We start from the raw sequence: 16,042 nt of genomic DNA, 5'->3' as shown, positions 1-16,042 counted from the left end.
GAGCCGTCAGAAATTATCTATTTATACTTTGGTTCTCATGCTTGTTTTTCCGTTTTTCCTAAACGCAGGATCTTCCGTCTATGCAGAAGGTCCTCAAGACGCGGCCCCGCAGCTTCAGCCTGTTGGAACTTCAAATGGCAAAAAAGTGCTGTTTGATAACACGCACGGTCAGACAGCGGGGGCAGCTGACTGGGTTTTAGATGGTGGTTTCTCTGACCTTGCCAATGCTTTAGCAGGTAAAGGCTATTATGCGAAGGAGCTTCGCAAAAGTACTCCGATTACGTATCAGGATCTTTCAGGCTATGATGTTCTTGTTATTGGGGAAGCGAATATTCCTTATAAAACCTCTGAGCAGGCAGCATTGCTGCAATATGTTCAGAACGGCGGCAGCATCTTCTTTATAGCCGATCATTATAACGCAGACCGTAATAAAAACCGCTGGGACGCTTCAGAAGTGTTTAACGGCTACAGAAGGGGTGCATATCCGAACCCCACTAAAGGCATGACTTCCGAGGAAGCCTCTTCACAAGCTATGACAGGAGTCCAGGGCTCTGACTGGCTTTCGGACAATTTTGGAATCAGATTCCGTTACAACGCTCTTGGAGATATTACAGCGAATGATATCGTTCCATCAAGCCAGGCATTCGGAATCACTAGCGGTGTTTCAACTATAGCGATGCATGCAGGATCAACTTTAGCCATCACAGATCCAAACAAAGCGAAAGGAATCGTATACCTTCCTCAAACATCTGCAGCATGGAGCAATGCAGTAGATCAAGGTGTGTACAGCGGAGGAGGACGAGCAGAAGGACCTTTTGTTGCCGTTTCCAAAGTTGGTGCAGGTAAAGCAGCCTTTATCGGAGATTCTTCTCCAGTAGAAGATGCTACACCTAAATACTTAAGAGAAGAAACAGGCGCAAAGAAAACGACCTATGACGGATTTAAAGAGCAAAATGACGGAACACTGCTTGTGAATGTAGTAAACTGGCTATCAAAACAGGAAAGCTACACAAGTCTTTCTCAAGTGAGCGGGCTTCAGCTTGACCAGCCGACATCCCTTCTTTCCATGGAAACACCGCAAAACTCAACAGAGCCTCAATCAGAGCCATGGTCAGCACCTTCTGCAGGCTATAAATGGTATGATCCATCTACCTTTAAAGCTGGTTCTTATGGCTACGGGTCAGGCAGCACTGGCGGCGGCACGACGACAGGTACTGTAAATGAAGCGTTTGAGACAGGCACAAAAGGAGCTTATGCAGCTGGAAACGTGACACTTTCAAGCGGTTCCTGGTATTTTGACAATGCACTCCTCGGCAATCAGTCAGGCGATTTGAAAAACGGTTCTCAATCAGCGCGAATAAAAGCAAGCGGAAGCATTTTCATGAACTTTGATGTAAACGGAGCAGCTAGTGTCCAAATCACAAGCGGAAACTTCGGAAGTGACACAGGAGCAACTTGGCAGCTGCAAAAGTCCACAAATCAAGGTTCCACGTGGACAAATGCAGGAAGCTCTCACACAAGCTCTTCATCCTTAGGAACAACAACAGTATCTGTCAATCAGACAGGCTCTGTAAGATTTAAAATTGTTGTATCCGGAAGCTCAGGCTCAAGGCTGAATATTGATGATTTTATTGTGAGCAATTAAATAGGGGAAGCAGCAGGCCGAAGGTTTCGGGCTGCTGCTTTTTTGTAAGGCTCTTTTCATAAACATTGTTGCTTTTTCATCTATATCAGATAATCGCGGACCAATATAAAGCTGCGAATTTTTAGAAAAGATGCCACGAAGTAAGTCTCTATGCGTGTTCTAAGATAGTACGAATAGCTCAACAATCTATGCGAAAACAGCCTTTTGCAAACATTTTTTATGGATAAAAATATAAGCGGCCTTCAAATGGACCGGTACTTTCTTATCCCCAAACCTCTTCGGCAATATTAGCCGTATGCCGAAGCTTCGCCCACTGCTGTTCTTCCGTCAGCAAATTGCCTTCTTCAGTCGAAGCGAAACCGCATTGCGGACTGAGGCAGAGCTGATTTAAGCTTACAAAGCGCGAGGCTTCTTCAATTCTCCTCTTAATCACATTACGATCCTCGAGCTCTCCAAATTTAGATGTGATAAGACCCAGCACAATGTTCAAATCATGTCTTGAGACAAAACGAAGCGGCTCAAAGCCTCCTGAACGGTCTGTATCATACTCAAGGAAGAATGCATCGATATTAAGGCCGCTAAAAAGGATTTCTGCAACCGGCTCATATCCCCCTGAAGAAATCCAGGTAGAACGGAAATTTCCCCTGCAAATGTGCATAGTGATTTTCATGTCAGAGGGGCGGTCAGCTATGGCCTCATTGATCGTTTTGGCGTACCATTCACCAAGTTTATCCGGATCAAGGCCCCTTGCTCGGATTTGGTCTCTTTGTTCATCTGAACAGAGGTATGCCCATGCTGTATCATCCATCTGCAAGTAGCGGCAGCCTGCTTTATAAAAGGCATGAATGGCTTTTTTATAAGCAGCAGCTAAATCGCTGAAAAACGCATCGTCAGTGGGGTATACGTCCCGGTCTATTTCACCTCTGAAGTGAAGCATGCTTGGACTTGGAATCGTCATTTTGGCAGTATGGTTCCCTGCAATACTGTGCAGAAACTGATAATCTCGAAGCATTGGATGATCCGTAAAATCCAGCTTTTCTGTTACTTTGATCGTATGGGATTTGGTTTGCTTCTGGTGGAATTGAATGCCTGTGTCGGTATCATAGCCTATTACCCCGTCCAGGTTTTCAAGAAAATCGAAATGCCACCATGCTCTCCGGAATTCTCCGTCTGTTACAGCCTGCATTCCGGCTTCCTTCTGCTTTTCAACAATGCGTTTGATTTCTTCATTTTCTATGACACGAAGCTCATCTCCTGAAATTTCCCCAGTTGATTTTTTCAGCCTTGCTTGTTTAATTTGGTCAGTCCTAAGCAGACTGCCTACATGGTCTGCACGATAGGGAGGTGCTTGTTTTTGTGTTTCTAGCGTCATCTCTAATCCCTCCATTTACTAAATAGTTAGAATTTTATCAAAAATAAGGGATAAAGTAAATCAATTGAAAGCAAGAGTGCTATCTCCTGTCTTTTAACAATCTGGACAAATGAGGTATAATAGAAACAAACATTAGCGCTCCTTTCTGTGAGCGATTTATTCAGATATAAATTTGAAAGAGAGTGGAACAGTATGGGTCGTAAGTGGAACAATATTAAAGAAAAAAAGGCATCAAAAGATGCAAATACAAGCCGGATATATGCAAAATTCGGACGCGAAATTTATGTAGTGGCAAGACAGGGAGAACCGGATCCTGAATCGAATCAGGCTTTAAAAGTTGTTCTAGAACGCGCTAAGACATACAGTGTGCCAAAAACAATCATTGACCGTGCGATTGAAAAAGCAAAAGGCGGTTCAGAAGAAAACTACGATAACCTTCGTTACGAAGGATTTGGACCAAACGGCTCCATGGTTATCGTTGACGCGCTGACAAACAACGTAAACCGTACAGCTTCAGATGTTCGCGCTGCATTTGGCAAAAATGGAGGCAACATGGGTGTGAGCGGATCAGTAGCTTATATGTTTGATGCAACAGCTGTTATCGGTGTAGAAGGAAAAACAGCAGATGAAGTTCTTGAATTGTTAATGGAAGCAGATGTAGATGCACGTGATATCGTAGAGGAAGACGATTCTGTCATCGTTTATGCTGAACCTGATCAATTCCAAGCGGTACAGGAAGCCTTTAAAAATGCTGGCATTACAGAATTTACAGTGGCAGAGCTGACGATGCTTGCCCAAAATGAAATGTCTCTTCCGGAAGATTCCCAAGCGCAGTTTGAAAAAATGATTGATGCGCTTGAAGAGCTAGAAGATGTTCAGCAAGTGTATCACAATGTAGATTTAGGCGAATAATTTAAAGGAAGATGCCCCTCTCATTTATTGAGAAGGGTATTTTTTGTTTGGAAAGCAGAGGAATTGGAAATAGTCAGTATAAGAGATGATAAAAGGAGGAAAAGCCAATGCCTTATGATTCCAGAAACGAGCTTCCGGATTCCGTGAAAGATAATTTGCCAAAGCATGCTCAGGAAATATTTAAGGAAGCCTTTAATTCGGCAAACGAAGAGTATAAGAAGGAAGAAACCGCCTTTAAAGTCGCATGGAGCGCAGTAAAACAGAAATATGAGAAAAACAGCGATGGTAATTGGGTAAAGAAGTAAAAGCCGGCTTTTGGCCGGCTTTTGGTTATTTCTTTTTTGCATGCTTTCGCATATCAATCGCTACCGCAAGGATAATAATGGCACCTTTAACGATAAATTGAACGTATGGTGTTACACCAAGGAAAGCAAGTCCGTAACTGATGATTTGGAAAATTAATACCCCAGTAATAACTCCAGGAACGGTTCCGATACCGCCTGAAAGAGACACGCCCCCGACTACACAGGCCGCGATGGCGTCAAGCTCATACATGTTCCCTGTGTTATTGGTTGCACTTCCTACACGTCCTGCTTCAAGAGCACCTGAGAAACCGTAAAGAAGTCCTGCTATAGTGTAAATGATAATCAGGTTTTTTGTAACATTAACTCCGGATACTTTTGCAGCTTCCGGATTTCCGCCAATTGCATACATGTTTTTCCCAAGCTGGGTTTTATTCCAGATCACCCATATAATCACAGAAGCAATAATTGCATAGATTACGAGATAAGGAATTTCATAGGAACCAATTGGAATACCGCGCTGTGCAAAAGTTGTAAATTTATCGCTCAAGCCTCCGATTGGCTGTGCTCCGTATGGAGGACGGTCAAAGTAGATAGACGTTAAGCCATAAACGGTAATCATCATACCAAGTGTTGCGATAAAAGGCGGTACATGAAGCTTTGTAACGATCACACCGTTAAGTGCTCCAAGCAGGCCAGTAATAACCATCGCAATCAGAATCGGAATAAAAATCGGCAGCTCAGCTAAATGAGGGTACATTTTATACGCATAATCCGACGCCTGCAGCATGGAAGCGGAAACAACGGCTGCGAGACCTACCATACGGCCTGCAGAAAGGTCTGTTCCGAATGTGATAAGGATTCCAGCTACACCCAGCGCAATAATAATCCGGGAGGAAGACTGGCTTAAAATATTAAGAAAGTTGGTAATGGATAAAAAGTCAGGTGATGCAATGACAATCACGACAACGAGCAAAAGCAATACGACATAGATGACATTATCGATGAGCCACTTTAATACGTTTGATTTTCGGGATGCTTCATTATTCATCTGTGTTTCCTCCTAGTACAATGCTGCCAGGCGCATGATTTCTTCCTGTGTTGCTGTGGCAGTATCCACAACTCCAGCTGCTTTTCCGTTGCTCATAACAAGGATTCGATCGGTAATACCAAGGAGCTCAGGCATTTCAGAAGAAATTACAATAATGCCTTTTCCTTCAGCAGCCAATTCATTGATAAGCTGATAAATTTCAAACTTGGCACCAACGTCAATACCCCTTGTCGGTTCATCAAGCAGTAGGATTTCAGGTTTCGTTAGCAGCCATCGTCCGATAATCACTTTTTGCTGGTTTCCGCCTGAAAGGCTTCCGATAGGTGTTTTAACGGATGGAGTTCGGACCTTCATTGAATCAACCACCCATTTTGAATCCTCATAGACTTTTTTGTCTGAGAGAAAGCCGCCTTTGGTTTTATATTTTCGCAAATTCGCAATAATCGAATTGAAGCTGACACTAAGCTCAGGATAAATCCCTGTCGTACGGCGTTCTTCAGTCACTAAAGCAAATCCGTTCTTAATCGCAGCTTTCGGAGAATGATTATGAATTTCTTTGCCGTGAAGTTCCATTGATCCGGATGAAAGGGCTCTTATTCCAAACATCGCTTCTACAACTTCTGTCCGCTTAGAGCCAACCAGCCCTGCAATGCCCAGAATTTCTCCTTTTCTGAGCTCAAAACTGACATCCTGGAAGCCAGGCTGAGTAAGAGCAGTCATTTCTTTTACTTTTAAAATAACCTCTTGTGGCTGATTTTCTTTTGGAGGGAAACGATGAGTTAAATCGCGGCCAACCATCAGCTTGATAATTTCTTCCGTTGTAAGGTCTTTCGCTTCTTTAGTTGCAATGCTTTTGCCATCCCTCATGATGGTTACTTCATCCGATATTTTCAGAATTTCTTCCATTTTGTGAGATATATAGATAATGGCTGCATTGTCGCTTTGAAGCTTTTTAATGATACGGAATAGATGATCCACTTCTTTTTCAGTTAGGGAAGATGTAGGTTCATCCATCACAATGATTTTAGAATGATAGGAGACGGCTTTCGCAATTTCAACCATCTGCATCTCGGAAACAGAAAGTGAACTCACTTTGCGGCGAGGATCAATGTTAATATCCAGGTTTTTGAAAATGGCTGCTGTATCCTCGTACATTTTCTTCTCATCGATAAATAAGCCTTTTTTCGGATAGCGGCCGAGCCAGATATTATCCATAACATTCCGCTGCCGTACCTGGTTCAGCTCCTGATGGACCATGGAAACGCCGCTTTCAAGCGCTTGCTTGGACGTTGCGAACGATACTTCCTGTCCCTCCAAAAGAATTTGGCCTTCATTCATTGAATAGATGCCGAAAAGACATTTCATAAGGGTTGATTTTCCTGCACCATTCTCACCCATCAAGGCATGTACGGATCCTGACTTAACTCTCAAGGTCACATCTTGAAGTGCGATAACGCCTGGAAATCTTTTTGTTAAATGGAGCATTTCCAATAAGTATTTACTATTGGCTTCTGACATGATCGGACCTCCTTGCATACCACTTAAAAAATATGAGAGCACAAAAATGTGCAGCTCATATTCTCTCAATCTTGTTTACTTTAAATGGAACGGCTTATTTGTAAGCATCTTTACCAACTTGAATGTTGTCTTTTGTAACTTCTACATATGGAACACGAACGGATTTCGTATCATCAAGCTTCCATTTTGTTCCGTCTATAACATCTTTGCCATTAGCAGCATTAGCTGCAAGATCAACAGTTGCTTGACCTTGGTTTTTCGCATCGTTTAGTACAGTACCAACCATTTTGCCTTTTTCAATCATTTCAAGTGCTTCAGGAATCGCATCAACACCAACTACTGGCATCATTTTGTCTCCAGTTAAATAGCCTGCTTTTTCAAGAGAAGAGATAGCACCTAGAGCCATACCGTCATTGTTAGCGATAACGAATTCAATTTTATCGCTGTATTTAGCAAGCCAAGCATCCATTTTTTCTGTTGCTTTAGTTGCATCCCACATTGCAGTATCCATAGCAAGCTCTTCTGTATCAATGCCTTTTCCTTTAAGAGTGTCGATTACATATTTAGTACGGGCCTCTGCATCCGGATGCCCAGGTTCACCTTTCAGAAGAACATACTGAATTTTGCCGTCTTTGTTCTTATCCCATTTCGCTTTGTTTGCTTCCCAAAGCTTCGCAATCATTTGTCCTTGGATCACACCAGCCTCAGAGGAGTTCGTACCGACATAATAGGCTTTATCATAGCCTTTTAGAACTTGTGCATCAGGCTCTTTGTTAAAGAAGATAACTGGCAGGTTTTTCGGTTTTGCTTTGTCAATGACAGTTGAAGCAGATTTCGGGTCAACAAGGTTAATGGCAAGTGATTTTGCTCCTTTTGCGATTAGCGTGTCAACTTGCTCCATTTGTTTCGCCTGGTCATTTTGAGAATCATTCAGTACAAGATTTACTTTTCCAGTTGCTTCTTTATCCATTGCTCGGCGCACATAGGACATGAAGTTGTCATCAAACTTGTAAATTGTTGCTCCGACAGTTGGTTTACCGGATCCGCCGGCACCGCTTGTTGAGTTGCTGCAGCCTGCTGCAAGCATTAGAGCAGAAGCCATAGATAAAGACAGAATTAACCCCTTTTTCATGTTAGCCATTTGATCATTCCCCTTTAGCAAATTATGAATGCTGATGTAAACTATGAAAGCGCTTAATCTGTGATTATTTTACAAGTTTAGTAAATATAATACAACATGTTTTTTAAATATTTATTAAGATTCTCATAATTAAGTCTCAAAAGCGTTGGTAAATAGAGATTATAAAATTTTTTAAACGGGTAAAATGGTTCATTTTATAAATTTTATGAAAGCGCTTAAATTTTTATGTAGCATGTTATTGGTAAAGATAGTAAAATCTTTATGAAATCATTAGTAAATAATGCTAATCGGATGCGAAGGCAGGTGGAGACAGTTTTGGCAACTATAAAAGATATTGCAAAAAAAGCGGGAGTATCACCTGCTACTGTTTCCAGAGTATTAAACGAGGATGAGAATTTATCCGTTGCTCCTGAAACGAGAGAACGCATTTTTCATGCTGCTGAAAAGCTGGGTTACGAAAAAACAAAACAGCAGATGAAAGCAAAGGGTAAAACGGCGCTTAACATAGGTTTCTATTACTGGTATTCACAGGATCAGGAAATTGCCGACCCTTACTATTTATCTATCCGTCTCGGAATTGAAAAGGCGTGCTTTAGCAGAGGAATCAACCTTGTGAAGCTGTATAAAACAAAAAATACATTTAAAACCAACTTCAATGGCATCCTTCACGGGGTGATAGCAGCCGGAAAGTACAGCAAGGCAGATGTAAAGCAGTTCAAACAGTTTTCACCTCATTTTGTGCTTGTTGATTACTTTCTGTCCAGCTGTCTGGATTGTGTGGTGCCAGATTTTCAGAGTGCGATGGAGCAGGTATTGGATTATCTCCTCATAAACGGCCATCAATCCATTGGTTTTATAGGCGGGAGAGAAATGGTTGGAGAAAACCAGCCGATTAAAGATATCCGTGAAAAGTCTTTTTACGAATATTTGACATTGAAAAGCTTGTATAACCCTGAACTTGTGCATATTGGGCGCTTCACCGCTGAAGATGGATTTGAATTGATGAACAAAGCCCTGGAATACAGCACCAGACCTTCAGCTTTTTTTATTGCGAGCGATTCAATGGCCATAGGAGCCTTGCGTGCTTTGCATGAAAAAGGCATCCGCGTTCCAGAGGACATTTCCATTGTTGGCTTCAATGACATTGAAATGGCTCAGCATATTCATCCTCCATTAACCACTGTAAAAGTTTATACAGAATTCATGGGGGAGGCGGCAGTGGATCTTCTGCTGGAGCAAATTCAGTCCAGCCGTTCCATTGCGAAAAAAATTGTGATTCCATGCGATCTCGTTATCAGGGAAAGTTCGGGAAGAGCTGGAATGGCGGGGAAAAAGGATAACCAAAGAAGGCTGAATCGCTAAAAGAGCGAATCAGCCTTTCTTATAGGTAGGGCTCAGTTAAAGCTAGCTGCAATCAACAGCCAATTCTTATTATAACGGCCCTGTAAAACAAAAATTATCAGATAAGATTGAAAATTTAGTTTAATAGGTTTATAATCGAAAACACTATTTAAAGAAGGAGAGAGATTATGAATTTACTAGAAAGAATAAGCCAATTTGCGGGGAAAACGTTTATTATTTGGATTCTTTTATTTGGATTTATCAGCTTTATCGCACCGCAGGGCTTTCTTTGGATTAAGCCTTATGTCTCCATCCTTTTAGGCGTTATCATGTTTGGAATGGGTATGACACTGTCGATGAGTGATTTTAAAGAAGTCGGCAAGAATCCGAAAAGTGTCCTGATAGGAGTTACAGCCCATTATGTAATCATGCCCGGTATTGCCTATTTATTAGCGGTCCTGTTTCATCTTCCAAAAGAGCTTGCGATCGGAGTGATTTTGGTCGGATGCTGTCCAAGCGGCACAGCCTCAAATGTTATGACATTTCTCTCTAAAGGAGATACAGCTCTTGCCGTTTCAGTTGCATCCATTTCTACGATTCTTGCACCTGTTTTAACTCCTGCCATCATTTATCTGCTCGCAAGCTCATGGCTTCACGTAGATGCGGGGAAGATGTTTATCGATGTATTGGAAGTGATTTTAATTCCGATTATTCTTGGAGTAATCGTTCAATACTTTTTTAAGCCGCAAGTAAAAGAAGCTGTAAAAGTGATGCCTCTCGTCTCCGTCGTAGCCATAGTGGTTATTGTCACCTCAGTTGTAGCAGGAAGCCACGAAATGATTCTAAAGTCAGGCCTCTTGGTGCTAGGTGTTGTCATTCTCCATAATCTTCTTGGCTTTGGACTCGGATTTCTCGCAGCAAGACTTTGCGGATTAAGCTACGAAGCGCAGAAGGCTATTACATTTGAAGTCGGCATGCAAAATTCAGGACTTGGCGCAGCACTTGCCATGAGTCATTTTTCACCCGCGGCTGCTGTGCCGAGCGCTCTATTTAGCTTCTGGCATAATGTTTCAGGTCCGCTTTTAGCCACTTTTTGGGCTTCAAGACAAGAAAAGAAATTGAGAAAGATAGAAGGAGGGAACGTTCACGAAGCAATTGGAAATAAGCTGTAGTAGTGGCTGTGCTCATAAAATGGGCCCTTTGGACGGTATGATAAGGAGTTCGGACAGTAAAGAGGGGCTTTTGGCCAGTTATCATGAAAGTTTGGACAGTTATTGGCTTGTAAGACGAAATTAACTCTTAATCCCTGGAAAAAAGGAACAAAGGAAATATTATTCTCAGCTGTGTAAGGAAGAAGGTATTTCTGGCGGGAAATTTTCACAGAAAAAAGCAAGCCTCCTGCTATGAGACTCGCCTTATATAAGTGTAATCTAAAAGGGATAAATGATTAATTCAATCAGTTATCCCGATCTTCCTCATCCGGCTGTGCCCAAACGGAAACACTGCCGCCATTCACTGGAAATACAGCAAACCCGTCTTTCCCAATTTCGATTGTATCCTTTATGGAGTTGGTCATATCCCTCCATATTTCCCCTGCGCGGTTTTCACCGACAAACATTCTTTTTTCGCCATCGTCTCCATTGGAGATCACTACAGCGCATCCGGAGCGCTCTATTTCATCATTTCCGCGTCTAACCCACCCGATAGTATTCGGATGGTCAAAGTAGTCCTCCTGGTCCCCATATGCTTTGTGATAACGTGCATAGAGAAGGGGATCAATCGCTTCTTTCTTTCCGTCCATTGGATATTCACCTTTTAAGCCGTAATAATCACCGTAAAAGACACAAGGATACCCGTCCTTGCGAAGCAAGATCAAGGCATAGGCGCTTTGTTTAAACCAGTCTTCAATCCAGGATTCAAGAGACTCTCCAGGCTGGGAATCATGGTTATCGACAAAGGTAACGGCGTTAAGAGGGTGTGACTGGACAAGAGTATTTTCAAATATGAAGGAAAGATCAAAATCTTTTCCTGCTTTTGAAGCTTCGTGAAGCTTGTAGTGCAGGGAAACGTCAAAGAGGTCAATTTGGTAATCCACCGTATTAAGGAATTTCTGACATGCTTCAAGTTTTGTTTTCCAGAATTCACCAACCATATAAAAATCGTCACCGCGGTGTTTTTTCATCTCAATGGCAAAATCTCTAATAAAATGATGGTTAATGTGTTTTATGGCATCAAGGCGGTATCCGTCTAAATTGAGTTCATCTGCCATCCATTTGCCCCATTTAAGCATTTCTTCTTTAACTTCAGGATGGTCATAATCAATGTTCGCAAACATCAAATAATCATAATTTCCAAACTCGTCATCGACATTTTTGTTCCAGCTTTTGTTTTCGCCGACAATGCGGAATACACCTGTTTTTTTATTTTTTACATCATAATCAGTTCCATTAAAATGGTCGAAATTCCATTTGAAAGCTGAATAATTGTCTTTCCGGCCAGGAAAAGTAAACTTCGTCCATCCCTCGATCTCAAATGGTTCTGATATTTCTTCTTCGCGGTTTTCAGGATCAACCTCAATTACCTGGAATTCTTCTGTTTCATCAGCACCTGCTTTATGGTTCATCACGACATCTGCATACACACAGATTTCATTTTCACGGCATGCTTCTACAGCCTCGTGAAGGTCCTGCTTATTGCCATACTTTGTACGGATGGTTCCTTTTTGGTCAAATTCGCCGAGATCGTAAAGATCGTATATCCCATAACCAGTATCTTCAGCGGAATGCCCTTTCGTAACAGGGGGAATCCAAACGGAATCTATTCCTTGCTGCTTAAGTTCGGGAGCCAGTTCCTTTAGTCTTTTCCAATGGTTACCATCCGGCTCAATATACCATTCAAAAAATTGCATCATCGTGTGATTGCGTTTCATACCAGCTTCCCCCTCATGATAAACAAAATAAAGATCTAAAGAATAAATATCACTAGGAGGAACTTCCTAAACCTTTTTGTGAGGCTCTTTTCTTAAAGTTTGTTGCTTTTTCATCTAAATAAATGAAATTCGAACAAGATACCATCTGTGAATTAAACTTTATTCGTGTTTTAAACAACAATCTCTACGAATTTTAGCCTTATGGAAAAATAATTTTTAAGGCGAAAAAAAAGCAGAGTAATAAGCCTGCTGCTTATCTCTGCTTTTTTGCTGCTGCTACCATTTTATTTCCTGCCTTTTAGGCTTGATTTCAGTCCCAAGGTTTATTAAGAGTCAGATTCTGGGCAAGCTCTTTGCTTGCTGTTCTTCTAAGCTTACGCATTTCTGCACGGTCTTTAGCGGTCTCGTAGATGAATTTTTCTTCATCTGTTTCAGGAATAACGCCAGGCACTTCAAGAGGGCGTTTATTTTCGTCAAGTGCAACAAAGGTTAAGAATGCTGTAGCAGCAATTCGTCTTTCGCCATTGATCATGTCCTCTGCTATAACCTTGCAGAAAATTTCCATTGAGGTTCTGCCTGTATAGGAAACAAAGGATTCAATGCAAACTGAATCGGTCTGATGAATCGGACATAAGAAGTCAATGGAATCAGTTGATGCTGTAACACATACTTTTGCTCGAGAGTGGCGTCTGGCAGACAATGTTGCAGCACTATCCAATCTTTTCATTAACACTCCGCCAAACAATGTATTGTAATTATTTAAATCACAGGATAATACCTGATCAGTATTTACGATGCGGCTTACTTTTGTTTTAATAGGTTCCACAAAATCAGTCCCTTTCATTAACTAACGGATCAATATTTTGTCCATTTTTAAGTGTATAATGAGATAAATTGTGAGTAAAATGGTTATATTTTATCTTGATTATAGGTAAAATCTATGTAAATGGTTACAACTATATGTAAACGCTCGCTTATTGTTCGTGTTTTTTATTGCTGAATAAATTGTTCTTTTGTAAACTTCAGCCATTCTCTTACTGCATAAGATAAATAATGATCTTTTCGCGATATAATCGCCAGTTTCCATGTGATTGTAGGATTAATGACTGTTATCGTTCTAACCTTGTTCGTCAAGTTCTTGCAGATACTGGCAGGCAAAAGAGTTACTCCAAGCCTGCATGCCACCATTTCTCCTATAAAGTCCCATTGGGATGTTTCAGAGATGACGCGGGGTGTAAAACCAGCGCTGATACAAGATGAAATAATACGGTCATGCAGGGCGAAATCTTTATTAAAAAGGATGAAAGGTTCATCCTTCAGCTCTGATAAATTGACTTCCTTTTTATATGCAAGTGGGTGTTCAGGATGTACAACCAATCTGAAATCTTCCTCATCAACCGGAAAGTAATCAAATTGTTCTTCGTTTGTTGGAAGAACAATCAGCCCAGCATCAAGCAAGTCCCGGCTTACCTCTTCCTCAATCCTTTTTGAACCTTTTTCTTCTAAATGAAATTTTATATCTTTATTTTCTTCATGGAAGTTCCCGATCAGCTTCGGTATAAAGCTTGAGTCGATAATAGGCGGTACTCCTATTCGTATGAGTCCTTTTTTTAGGCTGAGCAGGTTATCCAGTTCCATTTCCAGGTTGCGGAATGCTTTGCTGATGGACAGGGCTTCCTCATAAATAACTTGTCCCGCATCTGTAAGAGACAGTTTTTTTCTTGAACGCTTAAACAGCTGAACACCAAGTTCTTCCTCCAAATTTTTTATCATCTTACTGATGGTTGGCTGGGTGATAAAGAGATGGTCGGCTGCCTGGGTGAAGCTTTTAAAACGAACTACTTCAATAAAATATTGCAAATGCTTTATATCCATCGTTTCATCCTTTTTTTTTGTCGTTTCTCATCATTTAATGTCATTTTAGCAAAAAATGAACAGTTACTCCTTCATTCGTTATTATGCTTTTTTGTATTCATTCCTATAATGCTTCGATAGGTATTGGGCAAATCACTGCGAAAATTCATACGCGCGCTGATAAAGATCTGGAAGCTGGTTTGCTTGATTATCCTAGTTGAAAAAGAAATTCTGCTGGTCGGAGAACGTTTTGACGTTTTTAAGTCGGAGCTTATTTATTCCTCTGTTCTTTATACGCATCAACTTAATCACGATTATCACATTTTTTGTGACTGGTTTAATCATTCGTAATGTCTATCCTTTTGAAAATCCAAATCTTTCGGGTTTTTTTTTTTTTTTTTGTGACTTTTTCATCTCTTTAAATAATTTTAAGAAGAGGTATACACTGTTTAATTCCAATAAAATACAATTTCCGTTAGAAACAATATTAGCCTCTAGAACCCATTTGCTGGTAAATAATGATTTGTGTTTACAAATTAGTTTACAAGAAAACAAATTGTATACAATTAGAATACAATTTGTATACATGTGTACAAATATGTGTGCATGCTGTTATAAAAGAATGTGTACAAATAGAGATAAATTGTTTACAATAATGGTAGGGTTGTATACGCTTTTGTTTGCATCGAAAGCCTCATTCATGATTTTCTATCTTTCAATGGCATGAAAACCCAAATTAAAATCGAATAGTATAGGGTACTCTTAAAAAGAAGGGAAAGTTGTTTAATGATGAACTCCAGAATAGCTGCAGTAGATGTTGGGAATGATGCAGTAAAAGCACTGTTTGGAAAACTAGATTCAGAACTATACATACCAAACGTTATTGCAAGAGACCTTGAAGATAGACCGGTAATAGGAATTGAAGAGCTGGATGAAAAAGATCCATTAGAAAACATTCATATCCGAGTTCACTCCCCTGCCCTATTAGAAAACAATGTCATTTATCGTGTCGGCAGTCTTGCGACTAAAAGCAGCAATTCGACAGAATTAGATCCAGGCAGCCACAAATCGGAAGAAGATCAAACATTGGTAATGCTGTTTGCTTCCCTTGCTCTGGATGCAGTTAATGAAAAAGTTGATAAAGGTTTCAAAAAAACAAACAATGTTATCGATGCTAATTACACATTGGGTACAGGTCTTCCGCTTAGAGAAGTAAAAGAAGGCAAAGATGTCGGCTACCGCGCCCAGCTGCTTGGATCTGTGCATCAGGTAGAATTTCTTGTTACTCCTAAATATCAGGGAATTAAAGTGAACATCAAGTTTGACGAAGTAAAGATTTATCCAGAAGGATTTGCCGCTTATATTAATCTTGTAATGGATAACGATTTAAACATCATTAACAAGGATCTGATTGATAAAAGGATCCTGATCCAGGATATCGGAGGCCTTTCTACAGACATCGCTGTCATCCGAAACCGCAATGTTGATGACGATAAAGCACAGGGCTTTAATCTTGGAGTTTCAGAATCTCTTGAAGCGATCCGCGAAGAAATTCGCACAAAGCATGGTATTGAACTCGACAGCAGAAGAGATGTTGTCGAAATTATTACAAGAAAAAATGATCGCAACCACATCATGGTCAGAGGCAGCAGGACGAGCGTCCATGACATTACGGATCGAATTTTGCTGGAACTTGCGAAAAAGCAATATCGCTTCCTTCGCAACGTATGGCAGCGCAATTCCCAAACAGAAATCTGCTACTTTGTAGGCGGAGGAGCTTCTGTTCTAAAAGACTATCTAAAAACGCTTAACAACAACCTTGATGGGTATAACATCGAATTTTTTGAAGACGAAAAAGAAAGCATTTGGATGATGTCCAACGCCTACTACAAGCTGATTTCCGATTTTGTCAAAAGAAACCGAAAAATAGAAGAAAAAAAGGATGAAAAGGCAAAAGCAACTTCATCTAAATAGGGT

At 40.8% G+C, this 16,042-nt stretch carries 13 protein-coding genes; 6 read left to right on the top strand and 7 right to left on the bottom strand.

What is annotated here, in order from left to right; translation table 11 throughout:
* Positions 1-37: 37 nt before the first annotated feature.
* On the top strand, positions 38-1,645 hold the full coding sequence (locus ACOT8F_RS13605) for an Ig domain protein group 2 domain protein (RefSeq protein WP_421652581.1): 1,608 nt from the start codon (positions 38-40) through the stop codon (positions 1,643-1,645).
* Between the two features lie 262 nt (positions 1,646-1,907).
* Here ACOT8F_RS13605 and ACOT8F_RS13600 read toward each other — a convergent pair whose 3' ends face one another.
* Positions 1,908-3,017, bottom strand: coding sequence for a 5-methyltetrahydropteroyltriglutamate--homocysteine S-methyltransferase (locus ACOT8F_RS13600; RefSeq protein ID WP_421652479.1), 1,110 nt, complete (start codon positions 3,015-3,017; stop codon positions 1,908-1,910).
* A 192-nt stretch (positions 3,018-3,209) separates the two neighbouring features.
* Between ACOT8F_RS13600 and ACOT8F_RS13595 the strand changes: the two genes are divergently transcribed.
* Positions 3,210-3,929: a YebC/PmpR family DNA-binding transcriptional regulator gene (locus tag ACOT8F_RS13595; RefSeq protein ID WP_421652478.1), complete on the top strand. Its 720-nt coding sequence runs from the start codon at positions 3,210-3,212 to the stop codon at positions 3,927-3,929.
* A gap of 107 nt (positions 3,930-4,036) precedes the next feature.
* Entirely contained in the window at positions 4,037-4,234 is a 198-nt protein-coding gene (locus tag ACOT8F_RS13590; protein WP_421652477.1) for a ChaB family protein, read from the top strand.
* A gap of 25 nt (positions 4,235-4,259) precedes the next feature.
* On the opposite strand, the gene mglC is transcribed toward ACOT8F_RS13590, so the two are convergent.
* From mglC to mglB, 3 genes are all read right to left on the bottom strand, one after another.
* Positions 4,260-5,282, bottom strand: a complete 1,023-nt coding sequence (gene mglC / locus ACOT8F_RS13585; protein WP_421652476.1) for a galactose/methyl galactoside ABC transporter permease MglC — start codon at positions 5,280-5,282, stop codon at positions 4,260-4,262.
* A 12-nt stretch (positions 5,283-5,294) separates the two neighbouring features.
* Positions 5,295-6,800 carry a galactose/methyl galactoside ABC transporter ATP-binding protein MglA gene (gene mglA, locus ACOT8F_RS13580; protein ID WP_421652475.1) on the bottom strand — a complete coding sequence of 502 codons (1,506 nt, stop codon included), beginning with the start codon at positions 6,798-6,800 and terminating at the stop codon, positions 5,295-5,297.
* 94 nt (positions 6,801-6,894) lie between these two features.
* The gene (mglB, locus tag ACOT8F_RS13575; protein WP_421652474.1) at positions 6,895-7,941 is read right to left on the bottom strand and encodes a galactose/glucose ABC transporter substrate-binding protein MglB; all 1,047 of its coding nucleotides are present in this window, start codon (positions 7,939-7,941) and stop codon (positions 6,895-6,897) included.
* A 315-nt stretch (positions 7,942-8,256) separates the two neighbouring features.
* On the opposite strand from mglB, the gene ACOT8F_RS13570 reads away from it, so the two are divergent.
* Both ACOT8F_RS13570 and ACOT8F_RS13565 read left to right on the top strand, forming a co-directional pair.
* A complete protein-coding gene (locus tag ACOT8F_RS13570) occupies positions 8,257-9,303 on the top strand; it encodes a LacI family DNA-binding transcriptional regulator (RefSeq protein ID WP_421652473.1) in 1,047 nt (348 codons plus the stop codon).
* A 167-nt stretch (positions 9,304-9,470) separates the two neighbouring features.
* Positions 9,471-10,454: a bile acid:sodium symporter family protein gene (locus ACOT8F_RS13565; RefSeq protein WP_421652472.1), complete on the top strand. Its 984-nt coding sequence runs from the start codon at positions 9,471-9,473 to the stop codon at positions 10,452-10,454.
* A gap of 284 nt (positions 10,455-10,738) precedes the next feature.
* Here the strand turns inward: ACOT8F_RS13565 and ACOT8F_RS13560 are convergent, their stop codons facing one another.
* The 3 genes from ACOT8F_RS13560 to cidR form a co-directional block, all read right to left on the bottom strand.
* The gene (locus ACOT8F_RS13560) at positions 10,739-12,211 is read right to left on the bottom strand and encodes an alpha-amylase (RefSeq protein ID WP_421652470.1); all 1,473 of its coding nucleotides are present in this window, start codon (positions 12,209-12,211) and stop codon (positions 10,739-10,741) included.
* Positions 12,212-12,521: 310 nt separating this feature from the next.
* On the bottom strand, positions 12,522-13,037 hold the full coding sequence (locus tag ACOT8F_RS13555; RefSeq protein ID WP_421652469.1) for an acyl-CoA thioesterase: 516 nt from the start codon (positions 13,035-13,037) through the stop codon (positions 12,522-12,524).
* A 164-nt stretch (positions 13,038-13,201) separates the two neighbouring features.
* Positions 13,202-14,086 carry a cidABC operon transcriptional activator CidR gene (cidR, locus tag ACOT8F_RS13550; protein ID WP_421652468.1) on the bottom strand — a complete coding sequence of 295 codons (885 nt, stop codon included), beginning with the start codon at positions 14,084-14,086 and terminating at the stop codon, positions 13,202-13,204.
* Between the two features lie 765 nt (positions 14,087-14,851).
* Here cidR and ACOT8F_RS13545 point away from each other — a divergent pair.
* Positions 14,852-16,039, top strand: coding sequence for an Alp7A family actin-like protein (locus ACOT8F_RS13545; protein WP_421652467.1), 1,188 nt, complete (start codon positions 14,852-14,854; stop codon positions 16,037-16,039).
* The last annotated feature ends 3 nt before the right edge of the window (positions 16,040-16,042 follow it).

The sequence above is a fragment of the Chryseobacillus diguaensis genome, assembly GCF_049220665.1.
Lineage (GTDB): Bacteria > Bacillota > Bacilli > Bacillales > Bacillaceae > Metabacillus_B.
Note: the sequence above shows the minus strand (reverse complement) of the source record. Positions and strands in the feature narration are given on the sequence as shown.

Excerpts from the sequence above, each read along its gene's own strand:
- ACOT8F_RS13605 (WP_421652581.1), top strand. The coding sequence starts at position 38 with ATGCTTGTTTTTCCGTTTTTCCTAAACGCAGGATCTTCCGTCTATGCA.
- ACOT8F_RS13600 (WP_421652479.1), bottom strand. The coding sequence starts at position 3,017 with ATGACGCTAGAAACACAAAAACAAGCACCTCCCTATCGTGCAGACCAT.
- ACOT8F_RS13595 (WP_421652478.1), top strand. The coding sequence starts at position 3,210 with ATGGGTCGTAAGTGGAACAATATTAAAGAAAAAAAGGCATCAAAAGAT.
- ACOT8F_RS13590 (WP_421652477.1), top strand. The coding sequence starts at position 4,037 with ATGCCTTATGATTCCAGAAACGAGCTTCCGGATTCCGTGAAAGATAAT.
- mglC (WP_421652476.1), bottom strand. The coding sequence starts at position 5,282 with ATGAATAATGAAGCATCCCGAAAATCAAACGTATTAAAGTGGCTCATC.
- mglA (WP_421652475.1), bottom strand. The coding sequence starts at position 6,800 with ATGTCAGAAGCCAATAGTAAATACTTATTGGAAATGCTCCATTTAACA.
- mglB (WP_421652474.1), bottom strand. The coding sequence starts at position 7,941 with ATGGCTAACATGAAAAAGGGGTTAATTCTGTCTTTATCTATGGCTTCT.
- ACOT8F_RS13565 (WP_421652472.1), top strand. The coding sequence starts at position 9,471 with ATGAATTTACTAGAAAGAATAAGCCAATTTGCGGGGAAAACGTTTATT.
- ACOT8F_RS13560 (WP_421652470.1), bottom strand. The coding sequence starts at position 12,211 with ATGAAACGCAATCACACGATGATGCAATTTTTTGAATGGTATATTGAG.
- cidR (WP_421652468.1), bottom strand. The coding sequence starts at position 14,086 with ATGGATATAAAGCATTTGCAATATTTTATTGAAGTAGTTCGTTTTAAA.
- ACOT8F_RS13545 (WP_421652467.1), top strand. The coding sequence starts at position 14,852 with ATGATGAACTCCAGAATAGCTGCAGTAGATGTTGGGAATGATGCAGTA.